Genomic DNA, 21,333 nt, shown 5'->3' with positions numbered 1-21,333 from the left:
TTAAATAGCTGTTGCAAAAAAAGCAGATGCAAAATTTGCAACTGACTTTCTAATAAGCGTTGAATGGAAATGGCACTCTGTTGTTTACATAATGAACTGTGCGAGAAGGGTGAAGTTCAGTGATGGTGAATATAGATTGTGTAATTTACTTGATGTTAAATATGTGATTATTTTATGTTGAACATTATGAGTGTTTTTACAACCGATTGAAATATTTAATTAAATTTTTGATGTTGCCTGTTTTTTCTTAATAATAACATGTGGTGTTTATTTAGAAATATTATTGTGATGTAAGGGTGAATTACGTTTATTTTGCAACAATAATAAAAAATGTTTGATAACTGCTAAGAATAAAGATGATAAAACTCAATCTCAGTTAATGCATATTTCAATGTTAAATAATGCAAAGAAGAAAAGTTGTTGTAATGTTTCATTGTTAATATTCCATTCTATCTCGGATGGAACAATTAATTAGAATAGAAGGATATATGATGCTATTTTGTTCAAAGCACTTGAAATATTTTATGGAATCGGCGAAAAGAGAGTCATTCACTTTAGCAGCGGATACGCTTTGTATTACTCCTTCCCCCCTAAGTAGGATCATATATCAATTGGAGCAACGTGTGGGCTGTCAATTGTTTGAAAGATTGCCGGGAAGGACTAAATTGACTGAGGAAGGGATGGCCTTATATCAGGAGCTATTGCCGTGTTATGAGAGAATTCAACGAGTTGAGGATAATTGGCATTATCGTAGAAATGGGAGATTAGTGAACGCCGGCAAACTTATTATTGGGACAAGTGGAGAATATATTAATAAAATTTCGGCAGTGATAAAAAGAGCGGTGCAACGTTATCATTATCGTGATATTTACATAAAAAACAATTTTCTGGTTGATGATTCAGCAAGAAAAGAGGCAATATTTTCTTCTTTAATGAAAGAAGATATAACTGTCTATGTGACGACTGAACATTATCCTGACAACGATGATATTATAAGAATAGATGGAACTTATCAGGTGCTGCGTCTTGCTATCGCTAATGATATTTTAGGATCGGAAAATCATGCTGATGATATTATATCCACATTGCCTTTGGCTCAGCATAATAGTGCTTTCTTGAAACAATGTGACGGCTTTACTCCACTGAATTGTCTACCTAAGTACCAAAATTTAACTTTGCTAACTGTTCCTGATTTTACTCATCGGTTGGATTTAGTGAGATCAGGTATCGCGATAAGTTTAATGACACCTAATGAAGTGCTTTGTTCTGCTGATATTCATAAAGGTATTACCTTTTTAAATTTTAAATCGTATCCAACACCATCAGTGAAATATTGTGCTTATACTCTCAGACATAAATATAAAGAGCCATTGAATTTATTTATTTCTGATTTAATTATTTAGAAATAGATTAAATGGATAGATTGCGGAAGGTTTTGTTAATTATTTTTATAGCTAGAATATTTATTGTTTTTTATGTAATTAAAATAAGTAAGGAAATTATGAAGTAAATTTCTTCTTATGGTTTTCGGTAAAATCATTAAATCCCCTAAAATATTTTTTCAGGGGATTTTCTATTACTATACCCTATAGATTTCAAGATGCATCGCGACGGCAAGGGAGCGAGTCCCCGGGAGCATAGATAACTATGTGACCGGGGTGAGTAAGTGCAGCCAACAAAGAGGCAACTTGAAAGATGACGGATATATATTAATTAATGGCTATTTTACCCAACTCAATTTGCTCTGGATGACGTCAAGTTGCCTGTATAAGTATTACGTACATTCCTATGAGTGGCAGCCGATTGATTAATATCTTGTAATAATACATAGGTATCTCTACCTTGATGCCTCATTGAAATAACCTCGAATGGTGTTTCTCTCGGGAGCAATATTTCCGCTTGTCCAGCTTGTGGTCCACTGGCTCTTATTTTCAATTTTTCAACGAAGCCTTTCCTCGAATCATCTAAATCCATCTTAAATACTTGCTCTTCGCTAGCATTATTATACTTAGATGCGGCGGCGACATTGACACCAGCATTCGTTAAAAATGCCATTTTGACATATCGAGTTTCACTGGTTTCTTTTTTGTGGACAAAACTCAGAAAACCACGATGGGCTGATGTTGATAAATAAGCGTTATCTGAAACGATATCACCAACATTGATACTATTTCCTTCCTGTGGCGAGTGCCAAGGTGATGGCGTGGAATTATCTACATAGGTCATCACTCGATAAGTTATCCGCATTTGTCTATTTTGTAGGGAAGATAATGTGGAATCTAAATTTTCTACTGCCGGCGTAATACGGTTTTCTCTTATCGCGGCATTAATTTGCGAGCTATCTGTGGTGTAGTTTTTAATAGGGCTAATATCTACACCGGGATTGTTGGTCAATAATTCATGGGCTTCTTGCTCTGTTTGGGCAGCGATAACCCTTTGACGTTTGAAGGTTTGAGATTTTGCCATTTTTTTATAAACGGCTTCTTCCATTCCTGTAAAGGAACCCTGGTTTATTATCGCTTCTTCTGTTCTGTTGGCTGGTGATAATCCCTGAACATCAAATTGTGTCACCGGATTATTTCTCACCATGCGATATAAATTCAGTCCATCAATTGTTTCTGCCGGGTCTGCACTTAACCATCTGCCCGCCCACGGTTGGTAATAACGGTAGCCGTAATAATACAGCCCGGTAGCATCCCGTTCTTTACCTGAATAGCGAATGGTTTTATAGCTAGATTCAATTTGATTCCTTGCTGCCCACAGCGCTGTACCGCCAAATGGATAATACTCTTCCTCACTAATAATTTGCCCGTCGCTATCTAATTCAAGTTGGCTGGAGCCAATAAGATTATCGTAGCTGTAACGAAGTTGATTGTTGTTGATATCTTCTGGTTTACCGTTCTCCCAATGCAATACTCGGACTTGCGCGCGACCGGCTTTACCGAGTGTGATAACTTGCAAATATTCTATGGTGGTGCTGCCATGTTGGGTTGTACGTATTTCCAGCCCCGGTAGATAAGTTACCCTTTGTTGTTGCGGGATATTCTGAGTTTGTTGTTCATTCACTTTTAGCTGTCGTATGCCGTTGCTATCGTAGCGATACCATTCGTTTCCCGCGGCACTGTTGGCTTGTTTCAATTCGCCTCGTGGTGTCCAAGTTAGAACTTGACCGGATAGCAAGTTGGTTTGATAGCCTCCTGCATCAAATAAGGCATCAACTTGGGTTGGATCTCCGGTCTGTGTGCTGAGTATTGCACGGTTGCTGCGATTTGAAACCGTTATATCCGTCGTGTAGTTATTTTGCGTGGCTGGTGAACTATGCTGAATTTTCGTCAAATTGCCGCCACGGTCATAACTATAGGTACGAGTATAGTTAGTGTAGGTGTTATTGTCAGAAGGTAGCGCAGGAGAGGGAAGCTGGTTATTTTGCTGACCAATATTGGCCATTTCACGCCCGGCGGCACTGATAAGCTGATACAGAGAATCATAGGTATAGCTATTCTCCGGGACCACTTTCTGATTACGCCAAAAGCGGGTAGCTTCCGCATCGTTACGGATATTGATCACATTGCCTACTGGATCATATTGATAGCGTAGGTCTTGCAACACCTTAGCGTCTGATGGACGGCGAGTGGTAATGCCGATAAGCCGCTGAGTTTCCGGTTCATAGCTGTATTCGGTGATAACCCCGTTACCGTGCTCTTCGCGTAATTTTTGTCCGGCGGCGGAGTAGGTCAGCGATTTGATAATCACTTGTTCGGCCTGACCTTTTAATGTTAACCAACAACCTTTTAACTGCCCGGCCACATCATAGGCTTGCCGCTGAATGTTGCCTTTGGCATCGGTTTGGCTAAGTAAAGCCCCGGAGGCATCGGTTCTATTTTGGGTGGTATAGACATCACTACTCAGTTTTTGCGGCCAGAGGCTTTGGTCTTCACCTGTCCAATCGGCATCTTGGTTATCGACGAGCAGTTGCTGAGATTGTGATAAAACGGCGCCGGTCAGGGCAAGGCTGTTGAGTTGAGTGAGCCCTGCGGTATCGTAATGGCGGACACACTGACCAGCAAGGTTGTGTTCTTTTTCCTGCGGCGTATTGCCGGCCCAGATAAGGCGCTCGGTCGTTTTCTCTTCTGTCTGTGCTTGTTCGGTGATAGCGAGCAGGCGACCGGGTAGGGTGTTATCTTCATAAAGGTGGTTTTGGCGGACACCGGTTGCGTTGATGGTTAATACCGGACGACCTTCAATATCGTTGAGGGTAATTGTTCGGCCTGCATCGATGCTCTCTGTTCGCAGGATATTGCCGGTCAAATTATGCAGCCAGATAAAATTCGGTTGTACGGCGTTGTTAGTCTGTTTGGCGTCATACAGGCGAGGATCAATGCTTTGGTTCAAATATCCGCCGGCATTATATTGATGGCGGGTAATACGGGTATCGGTATTTGTTTCTGCGGTAGCGCGGTGAAAACTAATATTACGGATAGCGAGTCCACGGTTATCGTGAACACTGACGGTAGGCGTATGGTGATAAAGTTTTGGGTCAATGTTTTTCATCATTTACTTCCTTTGTTATGTTAATTGAATTCAGTCCTTTTACATAATAAGGATAATTTTTCTATTGAGGTAATTGAAATAACGGTGGTACGTAAAATGATTTTTAATGACAGGCCCTGATTAGGGCCTGTTGCAGGTGATGGTTATTCGAGAATAGTGTAACGAATGTGCAGAATAATATCGGTCAGCATCTGTAATATGGTTTTTTGTTTACTGGTGGCATTGGGGAAACTTAGCGTTAATGTCCCCTTGTCATTAATATCGATCCCTTCAAACGGTAGGAATTTGCCATCGTTGAAATCGAGCTGAAACTGACCGTTGTCATTCAGGCCGTGGGAGAGCGCCAAGGCTTTACAACCTTTAGCTAAGCCGGTGGCGTCGCCACCATAAGACAGAACAGCTTGAACATCTTGATATGGTCCCAATAGTGCCGGTAAGGAGACACTAATTTGTTTAATGCGGCGTGTTTTGCCTAATTGCATGTCATCTGGGTAATCATCTTTGAGTTTCAGGTCTTGCAGGGTTAGTGTCGCGGATAGCGTATTGCTGGTTAATTTCAATTGATTGCCGTCGTTACCGGCGGCAGTCTCTTTACCTCCTTGTAGCAACGCTTCAATTTTATCTTTCAAAGCAAAGCTTTTTTCCCCTAAGGATTGGTACACCTGCGCCAGAGAAACCGTGCGTTCCACTTCCAGTGCACGTTGCTCTTGTTTCAGATGGGCATCTTCCATTTGTGCCAGATTTAACATTAAAGTTTCACCAGCGAGCAGGCCAGCATAGGTTCCTTGCCAGGCTCCCGGTTTAATAAAGCGTGCAGAGGAATCGTTAGTTTCCCAACGGTAAGCTTGTTCTGCCATCAGACAACGGGCGACGACTAAATCGTAAAATTGGAAATAAATGGCAGCTAACCGACCACGTAACCAGTTGTATAGGGCTTGATTACTGAATTTTCGTTGCAGGAAGGCCAGTTGTGCTTGAGTTTGTTCCTGTTGGGTTTTCAGGCTGGTTTTCTGTAATACGGCTGCTTCGCGGCGTACCGTTAGCGATTTGAGTTGAGCATCGATTTGTTTCATCTCTGCTTCGGCATTATTACGCTGGATTTCCCACTCTTGACGGCGACGGCGCCATATTTCAGATTGAGAGACTTTCTCCGCTTCAATTAATAGACCGTCTGCGGCGATCCCGCCACCAATAGCAATGGCATTGGCAATTGCCCCAAAGCGCGTTCCCCCGACCGCAAAGCCGTAGATATTAGGTACCATCTCCAGTGCGGCAGCAGCCATATGCAAGCCTTTCAATCCGGCGGTAATACTTTGGGAAGCTATTCGCATATCCAGAGCTTGACGTTCACCGGCGTTGACATCTTCATCGTATAACTTGCTGTAGTTGTTAAAGCGCGATTGTGCCCCGGCTTTGGATTTTTCCAGCACGGTTTTTTCAGCATCTATTTCTTCAATGGTTTTGTCCTGAATGCTTAGCGTCGTTAATATCAGCTCCTTGGCTTGATTTTGCAGCAGAGCATTTAGGGCCTCAGCATCTTGGCGTTCAATAATATTTTGCAACGTGGAACCGAACTGTGTGAGTTGAGTGACCATGCTACGGGCATTTTCTAGCATATGCGGGAAGCGCCACAGTGACATAAATGGCTGTGGAAGCGAGCCTCCTCCCTGAGACGTAGCAACGGCGGCGCTGAGTAACGCTTTCGGATCGGCCGCTGTGGCATACATCGGCAGATAGAGCGGTTGACCATCGATGGAGAGATTATGACGCAAGTTATACAGGCGCAGTTCCAGTTTGTTCCAGTAGCTCAGCATAACGTCGTTGATTTGTGGCAGGAAAAGATCGGTCAGGGTATTAGCGGAGCGCAATGATAATGATGGTATTTGCGTGCCTTGCCGTAGAGTGGTTATTGCGTAGGAATATGCTTTTTGTGTGGTTGTGTCTGAGGCATTGTCCAGACGTGGATCATTCCATGCAGAACTCAGCGGCAGATAAGGTTTCTCACCTAATAGGTGCAGCGCCTGCATATACCACATTTTGGCCTCGTTCAGCGTATCCCGCTCCAGTTGGCGATAGGCATGATCGCCGCGTGCCATCAGTAGATCGAGAGTGCGCATAAAGGTGGCTACTTTATAGTGCATTGGATCGTGCTGTGCCACCGCGTCAGGATCGACGGAATCCAAAGGATCACTGTTCCAACTGGTATTTTCCAGTAACGGGCGCACATTCCAGTGATAGTTTTTAATTTGGCCACGAATAATATAGCCAGCTGGACTCCAGACATATTTCAGCCAACGGTTAGCTTCATCAAAGTTTTGTTCATGTAGTAAACGCTGAGCAACCAGCATTGGGGTATAGTAGAACAGCTCCCAGAAATAGAGGCTGTTGGCGCCGCTGAAATCCATTGGTTCCGTGAAAGTTGGTATTACTCTGGCTGATACAAGCCCTGGGAAAGTCGTGTTCTTATAGGTAGTGTCGAATATAGCGGGTTCATTATTATCTTTTTTAACAAATCGAATGAAATTTGTTTCCACTTTTTGATAAACTGCGTAAACATAGAGATTGTTTTTGTCTCCATAAGCATCATCGAAGCGAGGTAAGAATAATCTTACAATTGTTTGTGTAGTATCGCTTAATGTTCCTAGATAAATGGGAAAATAATCGCCTGATTTAAAAATATCACCATACATAATCTTAAATGATTTATTAGTACCGTGGATATCAGGATCATATTTATCCATAACGAGTTCTACATAAGCCCCTATTCCCATCATCGGTTCCTGAATATTCTGAGTTTCCATACTGAGAATCGTATCAATACCTGTTGTGGCGCGTTCAACTAATTGGCGAGCAAATAGGGTATTAAGGCGAACGTGATAGGCTCCCCATTGCATATATTGAGCGCCATTCTTGTCATGGCAAAGAATTAGCGCGTTATCGGTTTTAACCTTTCGGGTGACAGGGATACTGAAACGTTCCTTGCCCAAATTACGGTTATTTTCTGCAAAGGCTGTAAATGTGACATCAATATTGGCTAAATTATTAATAAATTTCAAGTCAGAACCTTCTATTTCGAGAATATTAAATTGGTAACACATTTCTTCAAAGCTAGGTGATGGTTGAGCGGAGACATCCTTATTCGCCGTAAGAGAGTATTCTTTGCCAGCTTTGATTGTAACTTGAACCTTTTCAGAAGAAATTGCTGTGTTGATATCTATTGATCCACTAATATCGGTGGCAATCTGGCCCTCTTTATCTTCCATATAGAAATATGCTTTAAATAGATCTGCATTATTAATCGTATCGATAATACAATCTTGGTTACTACTTGTAGTTGCGGTTATTTCTTCTTTAGTTGTTGGGAACCAAGCCCTTACAGTACCAGTTGTATTGCTCCTATAAAATAGCAGACGTCCTTTGTCATTATTACGATATTGATAAACGGGATAGATAAGTTTATCATTTTTAGAGTGATTCGGGTTTTTATTTATATTTGTATAAATAATAAATTTATCTCCCAGTTTTCCATATTTCTTTATCAGGTCACACTGAATACGTTCTCGGCCTTCTTTTCCATCATGAATTATTCTTAATTTTGGTGAAAGATAGATTTTTAAATCACTTGATGCAACTTGGTAATTGATAACTATACTTCCGCCGTATACTTGGCTGAGATTATATTCCCCCCAATCATGGCTATTGCTATGATTCATCAATGAAGGGATTTCATAATCTTCTGCATATCGGTTATTTATTCTTATGACACTATTAGTATCGAAATGTGTATAACTATTATCTCGATAAGAGTTGCGTTGTTCATTGCTCATATCTTTGGAAGACATATCGGAGAAAATATATAATCCTTGCGTTGGCGCAGTTTTATAATCATCTAATTCATCTTCTTTTCTATAAAACATTACCAGCAAGGTATCTTCCCCTTGATAACCTGCGCAATAGAGTCCGGGAGCTTGAGACTTTGTCAGTTCTAATGCTGATATTTTGCTATTCACATCAAAGGCTATTGGTGTATTCCAGGTACCATCATAACGAATATGAGCCAATTTTAATTCATAGCAATAGTCAGTAATGACTTTATTATCCTTATCTTGTTTAGCTGTTTCCTTTTGTTCCAGCCAAATCAGATATAAGCGGGATTTATAGATAACTGGGCGGATGGTGTTTTGGTAGGGATTAATTGCGCAGTCAATTTTATTCCATTCACTCCAGGCGTTAGCGGCGAATTTACCATCATTGAATTTACTGTGATCGACGCTGCGCCAGTAATATTGATTAACTTCTGTTTTACTGTGTCCGATAAAATAGGTTAGCCCTTGGCCATTATTAACATTGTCATGATACGCACTAATGACCTCCAAATTAGCGACTTGTTCAAATGAGGTTAGGTAAGATTTAAATGCGTCTTCTACTGTATCGGCATTTAATTGGCTCTGGCTGACGGATTGTAGTAGCGTATCCATCATTTTCGTTTGCCCGATACGCATCGTCGGATCGATATAATTTTCAGGATAGTAGGCTAATTGTGAAACGCCAGCCCAGGTGCTGTAACGTTTATTATATTTATCCCAATCGATAAAAAATTGACGGGTTATAACATCAGAAACGGCGTGGGTTTCTACATTTTCCAGCGCCCGGTTGACATACAATTGGATACTGGCAATGGCTTCGGCAATACGTGTAGTTTTTATTGCAGCGGAAACTTGATTATCAATCAGTAAATATTGGTATAGATCGTCACGGCTTTTAATTGATGCTGCCCGATTAGCGATCTTGCCAATATAGTAATTGCTTAATGCAGTACTGCGAGATTCATCTAGGAATACGTGCAGGGTATGAGTTTGTTGGGGATCTAACCCGGCAGTTAATACCATAGCTGCGCTTTCCCATTGGGCATAGGTCGGTGTTTTTTGAGTCGGTTGTATATAATCCAATGCTATCAGGGATGAAATACCTTGTGGGGAGATATTCAAATTACTGGCTACATTGGCCCATTGCAGAATAATGTTGATAGATTGCCAATTGGAGAATGCATTTTCTTTAGTAACTTGGTTGTAATTTTGTGCTTGAATATTGGCTTGTTCCAGTAAATTAACATCAATATTCATGGAGTTAGCTAATTGTTCCGCGGTTAAGGTTTTATTTTCAAAAGCCGTTAGAATAGAGGAGGCTTTTTCACCTAGGGAATTAACCCAATTGGCAAAGCGGGTTAGGATGATTAATGTTGGTGCATTATGGGCTGGTATCGCTTTATCAGGTTCATCAGAAATGCCAAAAATAGTTGGCTTTTCGATAAAGAGACGGAAAGCGTTTTCGTTAATGCCGGAAGAACGATAAATCATTGTCAATTGTGCCAGACAGTGACAGTATTGAATAATTTGTTCCTGCATTTCTGGTGGTTTTGATAATTCTGAAATGTCTTTATTTTGTAACCAGTTCCAGAATTTTTTTGCCGTTATTTTATTTTCGCTTGGTTTTATCTTATCAGCCCAGAGAAGAATAGAATGTGCGACATTTTCAGACGGTAATTGTAGCGTTGCGGCAATATAAGGTGCTATGGCAGCCAGAAGATCTGTTTTCTCTTTGTCAAAATTCTGCAAACCATTGTAGACCGTATTTAGTAAGTTTCGAATTTCAGGCGTTAGCGTTTTGTCATAGTTGGTGGTGGTCATTAAAAATAACTGATAGACACTCCACTTTTGTGTATGCAACCAATTGCTTAGTGTATCGAGTTTGTTAATCAGTTCCTGTAAGTTTTCATCATCAATTGTATAGAGATCTCTCTTATCTTCACCGATAGTCATCAGTAGCAAATACAGTTCATCAATCGTTAATTGATGAATATCGGCCAGTAGTTTAGTCATATAAAGATTGGAAAGATTCTTTATATTATTAGCAATTTTTCCATCTTTATTTTCATGATTAGCAATATGGAGCAATCGATAAAGAGAAATATCATCGACATTAAAAGCACGTTTAAGTACTGTTTTGTGCCAATTATTGGTGCTATTCAGATTTAAGTCAATGTCGGTATTTCCAACAGCAAAATATTGCCCGTTGAGTGGTGGAGTATTAAATAGGAGATCAAATTGGCTAGGTTGATTACGATAGGAATGCTGTGAAATAGGTGCGTTACATAGTATTAAGGCAGTTTCAGTATCAATGTTGTATTTCTTCATATAGTATTTAACTAGAAAGATTTTTCCTAATACCGTTGGATTAATACTCTGTTCTGGAACAATTTCATCTATTTTTAAAAATGGCAGGTTTACGGTTCGTGATAATAAAATAATTTTATTGATTTTTAGTAAATGTATTTTCTGAGTATTGAGTTCATTATCTGGATATTTGTGAATGAATTGGCTAAGCTCTTCATCACTAAAATTATAATAACTTTTCAGATATTCTGGCATTGCCAACCAGGTAGGGTCAATATCGCCAAAATTCTTTTTATAAATTTCCTCTGCATTAGCCTCGGTAATCTCTTCCGTCAGGATATTAAACAATTCCGGCGAGATAGAGTTATCAATCCCTAATAGTGAAGCTTGATGCATTAATTCAGTAACAGCGGGTGATTTCTGAAATTGCTCAAGTTGAGGATCTTGTAATTGGATAGCTTTACGCACATTTTCGTAAGCGTCATGATAAGGTATCGTACCGGAAGGACGGAAAGTGGATAACATTTCCATCACTTTAGTATCGCTGTCCAGATTAGACTTATTAGCTTTAATTCCTTTCAACAAAATTTCATTGGACAGAGAAAGCGTGGAAAGCTCAGTGTCCATATTTTTCTGGTTGAGCTCCATTGATTGGAGATCTGGGCGGCGTTCATCCAGATGATAAACGGAGTCGCTGGCATGTAAATTACGCGCTTCACGATAGAGTTCAGTTAAATAAGCCGCGGGGGAGAACATAGAGGAAACTGAACCCGGTGCCACATATTGGCTGGCTCGGCTACCGAATTCATTATTGTAGCTTCGCAATTCAGCATGAGGGAGGGTAATACCGAGGTGCACTGCATTTTGTAACTGTGGGTTAGCGCGTTTGAGAATACGTGCTTCATATAATTGATTCTCTTTTTGTTCCTGTTGTGCATCACGATATAAGCGGTTGGTCTCTGACCAAGAGAGATGATCAGAGACTTGCTGGCGGAATTCATTAAAAGAATAGAGGCAAATATCGGTCAGACAATGAATACCACACTGGCTTTGCAATGCATCAGGTATCTCTTTCACGTATGAGTTCATGTTTATTCCTTTTAAATCATAAGGTAAATGAAACATCCGTGTGCTCTCTGTACCATCGATACAATAAGAGAATGATTCCGTTCTATAGAAAGATGAGGATAATCACTATGTCACTGTTTTGTTTAAATAGCTGTTGCAAAAAAAGCAGCCGCAAAATTTGCAATTGTTTTTTGAACAAAGCTGGAGGGAATAAGCGGTTGTTGTGTACATCATGATTTATGCGTAATGAGAAAACAGAGAAGTTAAGTTATGGTAAATATCAATTGTGTATTTTATTTAATGGTATATTGGTATTGATTTAATATAAATATTATCGATGTTTATTTAACTAATTGAAATATAGAATATTAGTGATGATGAGATATATTTGCACTTAATCACAAAATATAAAGTTTCATTAAAATTATTATTTAAATATATTGGTAATTTATTTTTATTTTATAATAATTAATTAAGTGTTTAGTAAGCATTAAGAATATAAATAGTGAAATCCAATATCAATTAATACATGTCCTAATGTAAAATAATGCAAAGTAGAAACATCATTGTCATGTTCTATGGTTAATATTCCATTTCTGGAATGAAAACAAGAGGGTATGTGATGATATTTTGTTCAAAGCAACTAAAGTATTTTATGGAATCAGCTAAGAAAGAGTCATTCACGTTAGCAGCGGATACGCTTTGCATTACCCCCTCTCCACTTAGCAGGCTCGTATATCAACTGGAACAGCGTGTAGGTTGCCAATTATTTGAGCGATTACCGGGAAAAACCAAGCTTACGGAAGAGGGTAAGGCATTATATCAGGAGTTGTTGCCATGTTATGAAAGGATCCAAAAAGTTGAGGATAACTGGAATTGTCGTAGAAATTATAAATTATCAAACAGAGACAAACTGGTTATTGGCACAAGTGGAGAATATGTTAATAAGATATCTACGGTCGTAAAAAGAGCAGTGCAACGTTATCATTACCGCGATATTTGTATAATCAACAATTTCCTCATTGATGATTTAACAAGACAAGACGCAATATTTTCTTCCTTAATGAAAGGGGATATAACGGTTTATGTGACGACTGAATGTTATCCAGATAATGATGATATCATCAGGATAGATGGTGCTTATCAAAAGTTGTCTCTTGCCGTATCCAATGATATTTTAGAACCAGAGAGTCATGTTGATGAAATAATATATAGCTTTCCTTTGGTTCAGCATAATAGTGCCTTTTTAAAACAATGCGATAATTTTATGCCATTGAATTATCTGCCTGAATACCAGAATTTAGCGTTATTGACGATCCCTGATTTTACTAATAGATTGGATCTGGTAAAAGCGGGTGTCGCGATAAGTTTAATGACACCCAATGAAATGCGCTATTCTGCCCATATTGATAAAGGTATAACATTTCTGAATTTTGAACCACGTCCAGCACCATCGGTAAGGTATTGTGCTTATGTCCTTAGAAATAAATATAAAGAACCATTAAATTCATTAATTTCTGATTTGATATTTTAGTATGAGAGATAAGGTATTGTTATTTTAATTGGTTAGATATTGTTTTAATTATGTAATATTGAATGTTAAAAGTCATCAAGCCATGAGATAAATATTATCTCATGGCTTGTCCCTAATTATTTTTGGATAAAGTTTATTTTACTGTTGTATCCCTTCCTATAGGCGTGGCGAATTTCAGAGAAAGTTATTGCTTCGGCATATTCATGCGGACCTTCTTTCCTTCTTTTTCCTGTTTTCCAGGGTTTATCCGAATTTAGCTGCTCGATAGTCAATTTTTCCCCGTTATATCCAGCCATAACAAATCTGAAATCAGGTGATGCTAGTTGTTTTATAAACCAATCCATACCTAATTTACTTGTTTGTCTAAAGAATGCCGTTGCAATAGTATTTTTTAGCCATGATTGGTCTGCTGTTGATAAGGTGCTTTCAAGTTCTCCTGCATTTCCTGCGGAAGCAAATTTCGTTAATATATCTCTCTGCCTTTGAATAGTGAAATCGCTACCATCACTATTTTTTAAAATAAATGCATCTAATTTCTGGTATCGCTCTTTGCCGGAAAATCCGCTAAAGAGACTCTTTTTGGGTAGAAGACTCTTTATCTTACTTTGAATATCTAATTTTCCTTTATTTTCTACCATATGAAAACTCCATGACGCAGTGTAAGCATATTGTTGTTCATAGGCTTCCTGTTTAGTTTTATCCGTAGCTGAATCCGCCTTTATACCTATAGCATCCAGATATTTAAGTGAGTTAGCTCTTATATTTCCCTCATTCAATTTAGGCGGGCTGTCTTCTTTAAGATTTTGAGAAATTCTAAAATAATCAGACAGACTTAATTCACCCATGATACCAAGCCCGGCATTATACTCATCGATGGTAACAGGATTCTTATTAGCCGCGAATGCCTTCCCCATTTCTGATCCGCGGTGATGGCTGAAACCATATATCACAGTGTGTTCGACATCTTTAATTTCAGGTGCTCTACCATCAGTATCATGATATTTAATGGGATTATTCCTCACCATGCGATATAAATTCAGCCCATCTACTGTTCCCGCCGGATCGGCACTTAACCACCGTCCTACCCACGGTTGGTAATACCGATAGCCGTAGTAATACAACCCGGTCGCATCCCGCTCTTTGCCTGAATAACGGATGGTTTTATAACTGGCTTCTGTCTGATTCCTTGCTGCCCATAATGCCGTGCCACCATAGGGATAGTACTCTTCCTCACTGATAATCTGTCCTTCGCTGTCTAATTCAAGCTGACTAGAGCCAATAAGATTATCGTAGCTATAACGTAGCTGATTATTGCTGATATCCGCAGGCTTGCCACTCTCCCAATGTAATACTCGTACCTGTGCCCGGCCCGCTTCTCCTACTGTGATAATTTGCAAATCTTCGGTTGTGGTCGTGTTGTTTTGTGTTAAACGGAGTTCTAAGCTCGACAAATAAGTTATTCGCTGTATTTGAGCGTTGTTGCTGGCCCGTTGTTCGTTGACTTTTAATGTCCTTTTCCCATCACCACTATAACGATACCACTCCCGATCATCATTGGTGCCCTTGTCCCGTTTCACCAATGTTACTTGTTGTAGTTCACCGCGAGTATTCCAGTTCAGGCTTTGTCCTGATGTTAAAATGTTCTGATGCCCGCCTGCATCAAACAAAGCATCTACTTGCGCCGGATCTTCGGTCAGTGTGCTTAGCACTGAGCGATTGCTCCGGTTAGAAACCGTGATATCTGTGGTGTAGTTGTTTTGCGTAGCCGGTGAACTGTGCTGGATTTTAGTCAGATTGCCGCCACGGTCATAAATATAAGTACGGGTATAGTTGGTATAAGTGTTGTTATCAGAAGGTAGAGCGGGGGAGGGAAATTGGTGACTTTGTTGACCTATATTCGCCATCTCGCGCCCGGTGGCGCTGGTAAGCTGATATAGGGAATCGTAAGTGTAGGTGTTTTCCGGCACCACTTTTTGATTGTGCCAAAAGCGGGTAGCTTCCGCATCGTTACGGATACTGATGACATTGCCGACCGGGTCATATTGATAGCGTAGGTCTTGCAACACTTTGCTGTCTAACGGATTGGTGTTTGACGGACGGCGGGTTTTGATACCGATAAGCCATTGGGTTTCCGGTTCATAACTATATTCAGTAATAACACCATTGCCGTGTTCCTCGCGTAATTTTTGTCCGGCAGCGGAATAGGTCAGGGATTTAATAATCACTTGTTCCGTCTGGCCTTTTACTGTTAACCCGCTCCCGTTTAGCTGCCCGGCCACATCATAGGCTAGCCTCTGAATGTTCCCTTTCGCATCGGTCTGAGTCAATAAAGCGCCGGTGGTATCGAAGGTGCTCAGGATGGTGTAGATGTCATCAGCCAGCATGTTTTGCCAGACAGTTTCGTTATCACCTGTCCAGTTTGCCTCTTGAGTGTCGATCAATAGTTGGCTGGATTGAGATAAAACAGTACCGGTCAGTGATAAACTCTCCAACCGGGTAACTCCCGCCGTGTCATAGTGGCGCACACACTGGCCGGCAAGGTTATGGTTTTTCTCTGCTTCGCTATTGCCAGCCCAAATCAAGCGTTCGGTGATACGGGATGTTTTTTCCTCTGGTATTTGTTCGGTAACAGATAACAGACGACCGGGCAGAGAAGAAATTTCATATTGCCGGGTTTGTATGACACCTGTTGCAGTCACTGTCAGCAGCGGACGGCCTTCAATATCATTCAAGGTGACAGTGCGACCTGCATCAATGCTCTCTGTACGTAGGGGATTACCGGTCAAGTCATACTGCCAAAGAAAATTGGGTTTGATCGTACTGTTAGTTTGTCTGACCTCATATAGGCGCGGATCGATGCTTTGACTTAGGTGCCCGTGAGCATTGTATTGATGGCGGGTAATACGGGTATCGGTATCACCGTTTGCGGTGGTACGGTGAAAATCGATATTACGGATCGTCAAACCACGGTTGTCTTGGACGTTGACGATAGGGGTTTTTTGATAAAGTTTGGGATCAATATTTTTCATGATTTACCTCGTTGTTGTGTGTAATCCTTTCTGCAATCGCAATTTTTGTCTGCATGTTAGTTTTCTTACGATAGTGTAGTAGATAATTTCCCAGTTTAGCTGGAGACAGATGGTTTGCTGTGGCAGTGGGCATACCTTATTGCTTCCTTCCATGATCATGATGATGCATAACGAGGCGGCGCCAGAGCCAATTCAGTCCGGTACTTCCTGTTGTGCCGAATAAACCTGCAATCGCAAAAGTCATATAGATACTGCTGCCACTTTCAAAACTCAGCAGTCCTCCCAGTACACCGGTAAAACAGGAGATGATGAGTTGACAGAATACGTTGATCCAACTCCATTTATATTGTTTGTTTTGCATATCAATGAGGTACCTTACTAACCCGCCCCAGGCCGCAATAAAACCAATGATCAACCAGATAATAAGTTGAGTATCTGACGGTATTATGAACAACACCTTTCACCTCTATCTATGTTTCCCGCCTGTCAGCCAGGCGGGGTTGATCAAGTTACATATTCACCTCAGCAGCTGTGTCATTTTCATCCTCATTGACAGTAAACCAGGGAGTGAACAAGGTTCGGCGTAACCAACCTTTTGCGGTGATAACCTTGATTTCTCGACCAACGGGATCATAGACATGGGTATCTGCATAAGCTTCTTTTTCCTGCCGGGCACTGTCATTGCTAATGTATCGCCAGTCATTGAGGAAATAGGGCTGATAGGTGCGTATCGGTTGTCCCTTATTGTCATATTCCGTTCGTCCAGTCACTGCCCAACGATTCTCAGTATGCTGGACATTTATAATTAGAGAACCGTCTTCATTGCGTTGCCAGGCCATGCCTGCCTCATGTCGGGCAGCAGCTTGCAGCAAGCGGCCAAAGCCATCGCTAAATACCACCTGTTGACGGATCTGTTGCTCAGGATCGCGGTCATAACGATCCGTAGTCAATGTGAGGCTGTGAGGCGGTAAACGGCGAACGTTGTTTAACAGGCTAATGAGTTGAGGGGGTGCCTTTTGACTTTGTGCCCAGTGGCGATAGGCCAGTGTACATATGCGCCCATCTTCGGTGATGATTCTGGCGTTGTATAACTTTTGCCGGTCTTGCTCTGCCAGTCTATTGAGGGCTTTCTGACTTAGTACTGGCATCCAGCTTTCTGGTGCGTAAACCTGACACTGTACTACAGGGAGCGGTTTTTTTAACTCAATAGCGGCGTCTACATCGGATGGTGGAGAAAACGATGTTTTTTCCGGTGAAGAGTAACCGGTCATCTTGCCGTTTTCAGTTCCCCAAAAGCGCAGTGTGATTGGTCGGCCTAGTGCATCTAGCGTGATAAGGTGCTGATTGTCATTGATATCCGTGAGTTGTACAGGAGTCAGAAAACGCCAGTCATATCTGGTTGAGGTTGTCAGTCCAGCAGCATCTCGGGTTTGGGTGACAACGCAATAGCTTGCATCCCAAGTGAGTGTAATTTTGCCCGTGAGTTGGGTGTTGCTCTGTTTTTGTGGGCGCCAGAACTGTGCAGCTGTACCGTAATCGGTATAGCCATGATGAGCTACCCAGATTTTGTCTTCTCCAGTGCGAGGGAATAGATAATTTGTTTGTTGGTATCCGGCTTGTTCCAGCGTCGTTGATAATTGAGCAGATGGGATACTCCCATCAAACGCTGATAGTGTGGATTGACTAAATACCGTTGTCTCGGTAAAGGCAACCAGCGCTTGTCGCGTTGGCGTTTGCAATGGCGTTGCATTTTTCCCATTGGTATAAACGGTTTTTTTCTGGCCGAGGTATTCACGCGGTTTATTATCCGCAATCAGACTATTTTTATCGCTCAGTAGTTCCAGATTTAAACCATCAGCAGGCACATTTTCAGCGCCATAAGTAAAGATATCACTGCGGGTACTATCCGGTAATCCCAATACCCGAACGGCATTACCAGTCAGATGATGCCAACTGAACTGTTGATAAGTGAACCGTAATTGGCGTTGCTGGTCATCATAGCTGTTGGCTAACAACTTATCAGGCAGCGTATCAGGATACGGACTGATTGCCGGTTGCTGTCGGCGTGGATACTGTACCGAAACCTGTTTTAGCGGTTGACCAAATAGATCACTGGATAGCGTAATATCTTGGCTGCATTGCGGGTCGCTGGCGATACGCTCGTAATGATAGTTGCGGCTTTCAACTACAGATGACCACAGCACCGGATATCGGTTATCGGTATGCTGTAATCGACGTACTTGTGGGCGGAATTCAGTGACCGTGTAGGGAGTTTTCTCCTGTGTACTGCCATCCTTCCCGTATAGTTCACTACGTAGCAGTTGGCCTTTCAACGCCCGATTTAGCCAATACTGGCTGTTATCATCTTCCGGTGTTAGCTGAACATCTTGACCATCTTGCCAGGTCGTAAAGCGTGGTGAAAAACCGGCAAAAGCCTGATTATCACCACGCCAATACTCTGTCGATAATGTGTTATCTATTACGGGCAGCCCGGTGGCATACCAGTTTTTGGTCAGTGCGGGTGGTGTGCGTTCTGGCGCGTTGCCTTGAGCCAGTTGATGGCTGTCTGTCTGCTCTACATAACCAAATCCGCGAAATTCCCGCTCACGCCCATCCCAGGCACCACGAGCATAACGTAGTGTTGTGACTAATTTGTTGCCGCTGATTTCATCCTCTGTTTCCGTTTGCCATAGGGTGTGTACCGGGAAGGGGAGATAACAAACCGGTGTTTGTCCGGCAGCCAACGCCGCGGATTTTTCATCCAGCCAAAACTGGGTGGAACTGCGGTAACGCAAGGTGTGATGGGCCCCCATATTGTTATTTATTTCACTGAGTAACCACGGTTTTGCGCTGGTTAGATCACAACGCCAGTGATGGGGAGCCATATGTGGCACGCTCAGTATCAGGCTGGCGACGCCTAACCCTTGTACATCGGCCACTTGTAACTGACAGGTATGATCAAAACGCAAGCCTTCTGGGAAGTGCAATGTCACTGGTGCGGCAAAACCGTTGCCGCTTTTATTCAGGAAGATATCCAGACGGTTGGTGTGAACATAAATCAGATCAGTTGGACCGCTGCCATCCAGATCGGCCAGATAAACTTGAGCAGGGTTAAATATGGCCTCCGGCTGGCTGAATCCCGGTAGGGTAAGGGTAATGGGTTGACCAAAACGTCCGTGCCCCAGATTAGGCCAGCAGGTGACTTTAGTTGCGCTCACTTCAACCAGATGCGTCTGACCGGAACCCAATACATCACTAAACGCCACCAACTTACGCGGATCGGCACCCGGTACTGGCAGCGTGACATCACCGGATTGCACCACATCTTGCCCTTTGGCAAAGCCGTCACGAGTATTGGCATATAAACGCACACTGTTAGGGCCGATCAGCACTAAATCAGAGAGTCCGGCTCCCATTAAGTCGGCGAGTTGCGCGCGTGGATGAGTATATTCCACCGGCAGAGCGTTGAGCGGGGTAAAACGTGTCCAACTGCCATCCGGGCGTTGACTATGATATCCCCGTAATCCCGGTCCGGTGATAACCCAGTCAAGTTGGCCGTCTCCGTTGATATCCACCAGCGAGGCGTTACTTTGCAAGGAAGGGATAACAGACAAAGGCTGCATTTTTTCCCAAGTGACGGTATCTGAGCCAATTTCACCCAAGCGCTGTGCGGAACGGTACCACCAGGCGTTTTTATCCTGATATAGCAGGCCCGGTAATCCTTCGCCTTTTAGATCAACTAGTTGCCAGCGCTGAATAGAGTTGAAATTAGACAGAACGTCCATCGGCTGCCAGTGAGCGTTATGTTGCGGTGAAAAATCCTGATACGCCAATTCTAATGGTGGCAGGGTGACGGCAGTACCGTCTTGCTCGTGTCCCACTCGACGAACAAATGCCAGCGTGCTGGCGATTTCGCTTTCGTTATAATTGAGTATCAGGCGTGAAACCAGCGTTGGTCCGTTGTGTTCTTTTATCTTATTATCCAGCGCTTGCAGGCAGTGATACATCAGTATCTGACGGCATAAACGGCGGGTACGAATCCCAAAGCCATATTCATAACGGGAAAAACGGTCCTGACGACAAAGCCAGTTACCCGTTGCTGTAAATGCTGGTGGCATTTTCAGGTTGTTACTGCGTTCGCCGTAATCAAATACCAGGTAGAACAACCAGTCTGTTTGTGATGGGCCGCGACCATCCAGACCGGGTAACGTTTCGCTGGCTGTCCGGTTGCCGTAATACACTATGTGTAAATAACGTTGTGCTGTGGCCTGTGGATGGAGCGTAGTTTCATTAGTTTCACAATCTAAGTTATCTTCGGCTCGGTACTGATAATAAATTTGCTCACCATGTGGTGATACGGAAGCTTCTAGCAACCATTGTGCTGTTTGTGTGATGTCTGACGGGTTGCTGATCCGCGCTTGAGATGATTTACCCAGTAGATGTATCTGTCCATCTGGGCTATATATCAACCAAAAGTCTGTTTTGTCTGTTGTCTTGGGCTGCCAATATTCCAATCGGCTGAAATGACTTTCCAGACGGGAACGGTATTCGGTAACGGTGAAGGTAGCGCCTAGGTTGATACCCTGTAATGTCGATTCATCACGCAGTTGATCCGCTACTACCAGTACTTCGCCTTCCGGCCCAAGGAAAGTATCGGTTTCGTTATAATGGGGAACGCCAAAATGGGTGCGTCGGCGGATGGTCATAACATTGCAATCCCAACCCAGACCAAATGGACTGTTACCGGCGCCACTGTTGTAGTTTAAGGCGAGTGACGGGGCATAACCGCGCCCGGCAGAAATAGGCAATGGTAGAGATAGCGCGGCCATACCATCCGGTCCGGTGGGGGTTAACGCTTCCCCCATTCCCGTGATAGCGCCTCCCCCTTTGGGCAATGATAGTTCTGTAATACTAAAATCTTGTGAATTTTGCATGAAAGACTCCTTGCAGGCCCCATTTAGGGGCCTGTTTTAGCACT

General features: G+C 42.2%; 7 protein-coding genes. 2 read left to right on the top strand and 5 right to left on the bottom strand.

Features of this window, described 5'->3' with window-relative positions; all coding sequences use genetic code 11:
• The first annotated feature begins 458 nt into the window (after positions 1-458).
• Complete coding sequence (locus LG003_RS04225) at positions 459-1,403, top strand: LysR family transcriptional regulator (RefSeq protein ID WP_315903371.1); 945 nt, start codon at positions 459-461, stop codon at positions 1,401-1,403.
• Positions 1,404-1,734: 331 nt separating this feature from the next.
• Here the strand turns inward: LG003_RS04225 and LG003_RS04220 are convergent, their stop codons facing one another.
• On the bottom strand, positions 1,735-4,551 hold the full coding sequence (locus LG003_RS04220; protein WP_262980274.1) for an RHS repeat protein: 2,817 nt from the start codon (positions 4,549-4,551) through the stop codon (positions 1,735-1,737).
• A 143-nt stretch (positions 4,552-4,694) separates the two neighbouring features.
• The gene (locus LG003_RS04215) at positions 4,695-11,813 is read right to left on the bottom strand and encodes a Tc toxin subunit A-related protein (RefSeq protein ID WP_262980230.1); all 7,119 of its coding nucleotides are present in this window, start codon (positions 11,811-11,813) and stop codon (positions 4,695-4,697) included.
• A 601-nt stretch (positions 11,814-12,414) separates the two neighbouring features.
• Here LG003_RS04215 and LG003_RS04210 point away from each other — a divergent pair.
• A complete protein-coding gene (locus LG003_RS04210) occupies positions 12,415-13,326 on the top strand; it encodes a helix-turn-helix domain-containing protein (RefSeq protein ID WP_262980229.1) in 912 nt (303 codons plus the stop codon).
• A gap of 116 nt (positions 13,327-13,442) precedes the next feature.
• Here LG003_RS04210 and LG003_RS04205 read toward each other — a convergent pair whose 3' ends face one another.
• From LG003_RS04205 to LG003_RS04195, 3 genes are all read right to left on the bottom strand, one after another.
• Positions 13,443-16,355 (bottom strand): RHS repeat protein, encoded by a 2,913-nt coding sequence (locus LG003_RS04205; protein ID WP_262980228.1) that lies wholly within the window; start codon positions 16,353-16,355, stop codon positions 13,443-13,445.
• A 136-nt stretch (positions 16,356-16,491) separates the two neighbouring features.
• Entirely contained in the window at positions 16,492-16,812 is a 321-nt protein-coding gene (locus LG003_RS04200; protein WP_112876805.1) for a phage holin family protein, read from the bottom strand.
• Between the two features lie 52 nt (positions 16,813-16,864).
• On the bottom strand, positions 16,865-21,289 hold the full coding sequence (locus tag LG003_RS04195; protein ID WP_262980227.1) for a SpvB/TcaC N-terminal domain-containing protein: 4,425 nt from the start codon (positions 21,287-21,289) through the stop codon (positions 16,865-16,867).
• Positions 21,290-21,333: the final 44 nt, after the last annotated feature.

This window comes from Photorhabdus kleinii (genome assembly GCF_025384885.1).
GTDB classification, from domain to species: domain Bacteria; phylum Pseudomonadota; class Gammaproteobacteria; order Enterobacterales; family Enterobacteriaceae; genus Photorhabdus; species Photorhabdus kayaii.
The sequence above is the reverse complement of the archived record's forward strand: the minus strand, read 5'-3'. Positions and strand labels throughout refer to the sequence as shown.

Bases quoted from the DNA above. Each gene is read 5' to 3' on its own strand.
- LG003_RS04205 (WP_262980228.1), bottom strand. From the start codon at position 16,355: ATGAAAAATATTGATCCCAAACTTTATCAAAAAACCCCTATCGTCAAC.
- LG003_RS04220 (WP_262980274.1), bottom strand. From the start codon at position 4,551: ATGAAAAACATTGACCCAAAACTTTATCACCATACGCCTACCGTCAGT.
- LG003_RS04195 (WP_262980227.1), bottom strand. From the start codon at position 21,289: ATGCAAAATTCACAAGATTTTAGTATTACAGAACTATCATTGCCCAAA.
- LG003_RS04225 (WP_315903371.1), top strand. From the start codon at position 459: ATGGAACAATTAATTAGAATAGAAGGATATATGATGCTATTTTGTTCA.
- LG003_RS04215 (WP_262980230.1), bottom strand. From the start codon at position 11,813: ATGAACTCATACGTGAAAGAGATACCTGATGCATTGCAAAGCCAGTGT.
- LG003_RS04210 (WP_262980229.1), top strand. From the start codon at position 12,415: ATGATATTTTGTTCAAAGCAACTAAAGTATTTTATGGAATCAGCTAAG.